Annotated in this window: 3 protein-coding genes; all 3 read right to left on the reverse strand. The window is 65.3% G+C overall.

Annotated elements, in window-relative coordinates; genetic code table 11:
• Nucleotides 1-184 precede the first annotated feature (184 nt).
• Nucleotides 185-1,825, reverse strand: coding sequence for a chaperonin GroEL (gene groL, locus X946_RS04565; RefSeq protein WP_038744520.1), 1,641 nt, complete (start codon nt 1,823-1,825; stop codon nt 185-187).
• A 47-nt stretch (nt 1,826-1,872) separates the two neighbouring features.
• Entirely contained in the window at nt 1,873-2,166 is a 294-nt protein-coding gene (gene groES, locus X946_RS04570) for a co-chaperone GroES (RefSeq protein WP_009889537.1), read from the reverse strand.
• Between the two features lie 642 nt (nt 2,167-2,808).
• Nucleotides 2,809-3,850, reverse strand: a 1,042-nt coding sequence (locus X946_RS04575; protein ID WP_038744521.1) for a hypothetical protein, incomplete at its 5' end; no start/stop codon positions are given.

The raw sequence follows: 3,850 nt of genomic DNA on the forward strand, positions 1-3,850 counted from the left end.
CCCGATACCGTCGCCCGATACCGTCGCCCGATACCGTCGCCCGATACCGTCGCCCGATACCGTCGCCCGATACCGTCGCCCGATACCGTCGCCCCAAACGAAAACACCCGCATCGCTGCGGGTGTTTTCGTTTGGGAGAACGCGCGTCGCCGCGCGTCCTTCGATGTAATCGGCCTCAGGCCAATTACATGTCCATGCCCATGCCGCCCATGCCGCCCGGCATGCCGCCCGGCATCGGAGCGTCTTCCTTCGGCAGTTCCGCGACGGCTGCGTCCGTCGTCAGCAGCAGGCCGGCGACCGATGCCGCGTTCTGCAGCGCGGTGCGCGTAACCTTGGTCGGATCGACGACGCCGGCTTCCACCAGGTCGCCGTACTCGCCCGTCGCTGCGTTGTAGCCATAGTTGCCTTGGCCGGCAGCAACCGCCGCGACCACGACGCTCGCTTCTTCGCCGCCGTTCGTGACGATCTGGCGCAGCGGCTCTTCCATCGCGCGCAGCACGATCTTGATGCCGGCGTTCTGGTCGGCGTTGATGCCGGTCAGAGCCGCGATCGCGGTGCGTGCGCGGATCAGCGCGACGCCGCCGCCCGGGACGATGCCTTCTTCAACGGCAGCGCGGGTTGCGTGCAGCGCGTCTTCGACACGTGCCTTCTTTTCCTTCATTTCGACTTCGGTCGCAGCGCCGACCTTGATCACCGCCACGCCGCCGGCCAGCTTCGCCACGCGCTCTTGCAGCTTTTCACGGTCGTAGTCCGACGTCGCTTCTTCGATCTGCGTGCGGATTTGCTTCACGCGCGCTTCGATGTTCACGGCTTCGCCTGCGCCGTCGATGATCGTCGTGTTTTCCTTGCCCACTTCGATGCGCTTCGCCTGGCCCAGTTCGGCCAGCGTCGCCTTCTCGAGCGTGAGGCCGGTTTCTTCCGCGACGACCTGACCGCCGGTCAGGATCGCGATGTCTTCCAGCATCGCCTTGCGACGATCGCCGAAGCCCGGCGCCTTGACCGCAACGGTCTTCAGGATGCCGCGGATGTTGTTGACGACCAGCGTCGCGAGCGCTTCGCCTTCGACGTCTTCAGCGATGATCAGCAGCGGACGGCCTGCCTTCGCGACTTGCTCGAGCACCGGCAGCAGATCGCGGATGTTCGACACCTTCTTGTCGTGCAGCAGCACGAACGGGTTGTCGAGGACGGCGACTTGCTTGTCCGGGTTGTTGATGAAGTACGGCGACAGGTAGCCGCGGTCGAATTGCATGCCTTCGACGACGTCCAGTTCGTCAGCCAGCGACTTGCCGTCTTCGACGGTGATCACGCCTTCCTTGCCGACCTTGTCCATCGCTTCAGCGATGCGATCGCCGATCGACGAATCGCTGTTCGCCGAGATCGAGCCGACCTGTGCGATTTCCTTGTTCGTCGTGCACGGCTTGCTGATCTTCTTCAGCTCTTCCACCGCTGCCGCGACAGCCTTGTCGATGCCGCGCTTCAGGTCCATCGGGTTCATGCCCGATGCGACGTACTTCATGCCTTCGCGAACGATCGATTGCGCGAGGACGGTTGCCGTCGTCGTGCCGTCGCCGGCGTTGTCGCTGGTCTTGGAAGCGACTTCCTTGACCATTTGCGCGCCCATGTTCTGGAGCTTGTCCTTCAGCTCGATTTCCTTCGCGACCGACACGCCGTCCTTGGTGACCGTCGGGCCGCCGAAGCTGCGCTCGAGCACGACGTTGCGGCCCTTCGGGCCCAGCGTGACCTTCACTGCGTTGGCGAGAATGTTCACGCCTTCGACCATCTTCGCGCGGGCGGAATCGCCGAATACGACGTCTTTAGCTGCCATCTTCTAACTCCTTGAAATCTCTGAGATTGTGATCCGTTGGTGAACGCTTACTGAGCGTTGACCACGGCCATGATGTCTTCTTCGCGCATCACCAGCAGTTCCTGGCCGTCGACCTTGACGGTTTGGCCAGCATACTTGCCGAACAGAACACGATCGCCGACCTTTACGTCGAGAGCGATCGGTGCGCCCTTGTCATCGCGCTTGCCCGGGCCGATGGCCAGAACTTCACCCTGATCCGGCTTCTCAGCGGCTGCGTCGGGAATGACGATGCCCGAGGCGGTCTTGGTTTCCTGATCCAGGCGCTTGACGATCACGCGATCGTGCAACGGACGAAGGTTCATACTCACTCCTCTCTTGATTGAGACTGAAGAACGCTGAGGGAAACTACCGGACGGCTCGCCGGCCGGCAGGAATTGTTAGCACTCTCGTGCAGCGAGTGCTAATTATATGGACGGGTTTTGACAAATTCAAGAAGTGGAATCGCGCGCGATTCGGGGACGATCCGGCGGGTGGGAAGGCCGGGAAAACGGCTGCACGGCGACATCGCGCCGCACACAAATTACAACAAAAACAAATACTTGCAAAAACATCGCGTGATGCGACGGGACGCGCCGCGCGCCGCATCGTGGATTTCCCGAGCGGATCGACGGCGCATCTGCCGCGCCGACTCGGTCGATGCGGAGCACAAAATCATCGCATACGAAATCCTTACGGCCAAGCCGATTCGCCGTGACGGCAGGTCGCGGATCTGGCGGCCAGCACGGCCAATGCCGGCGACGAACCGCCGCCGCGCCCCGCCCCGTGGCACTTCGCGACGCATCTCGCTCCGAAACGACAAGGCGGCATGGCCTCTTCGCCATGCCGCCTTGCCTCGCCTTCTAGCCAACCACCTTCCGGCCGGTTACCGCCTGCCGCTGCCCCCTATATATAGGAAGGAGAGCGAAGGCGCGTCCCGCAGCATCGCCCGGACGCGCCGCGCGCCATTACTTCGGCAGCGCGCCGGCGAGCGTCGCGATCGACGACGCGACCGGAGCGAGCGGGCTCGACGCGGGTGCCGTCGACTTCGACGACGAGACCGTCAGGTTCGGCAACGACCCCACCACCGCACCGACTGACGAACTCACCGAGTTGACGACCGTGCTCGCGGCGGCGGCGCCCGTCGACAGCAGCGAGCCGGTCGAGGCGGCCGTGCTGCCGAACGCGTTGCCGCCCGACGTCAGGACCTTCCCTGCCGAGTTCGCGCCCGAACCCATCAGGGCGGAGCCGACGCTTCCGAGTTGCGAGCCCGTCGCGACGCCCGTGCCGGCCGCCCCCGTCAGGGCTCCCGTCAACGCACTCGCGCCGCCGCCGACGGCGCCGCCGATCACAGCAGCCGGACTGCCGCCCGCGACCGTCGCGATCGCGCTTGCCGCGTTGTTCGCTGCGCTCGTCAGCGCGCCAGCCGGATTGCTGACGGGCAGCGCGCTCACGAGGCCAGCGACCGCGCCCGTAACCGGGTTGCCGTTCGCCGCTCGCGCGAGCGTGCCCGCGACGTTGTTGACAGCGCCCGTCAACACGCCCGTCGGATTGGCGACGGGCAGCGCGTTAATCAGGCCGCTCACGACGGTCGTGATCGGCGTGATCGGATTGCTGCCGATCGCGTTCGCGAGCGTACCTGCCACGTTGTTCACGACGCCCGGCAGCGGGTTGTTGGCCGCCACGCCGGCGAGCGCGCCGGCCACGTTGCTGCCCGCGCCTGCGAGCACACCCGTCACGTTGCCGACGGCCCCGGCCAATGCGCCCGCGCCGTTGCTCGCCGCGCCCGCCAATGCGCCGGCCGTGTTGCCAAGGGCGCCGGGCAGCGTGTTGCTCAGTCCACCGATCGCGCCTGCGAGCGGATTATTGCTTGCAAGCCCGGTCAACGTTCCCACGGCGTTGCTCAGTGCACCCGGCAGCGGATTGTTGTTCGCCAGATTCGTCAGCGTGCCCACCGCGTTGTTCGCGACACCGGACAGCGGGTTGTTCGCCACCGCGTTTTGCAGCGTG

It is taken from the genome of Burkholderia sp. ABCPW 111, assembly GCF_000773065.1.
GTDB classification, from domain to species: Bacteria; Pseudomonadota; Gammaproteobacteria; order Burkholderiales; family Burkholderiaceae; genus Burkholderia; species Burkholderia savannae.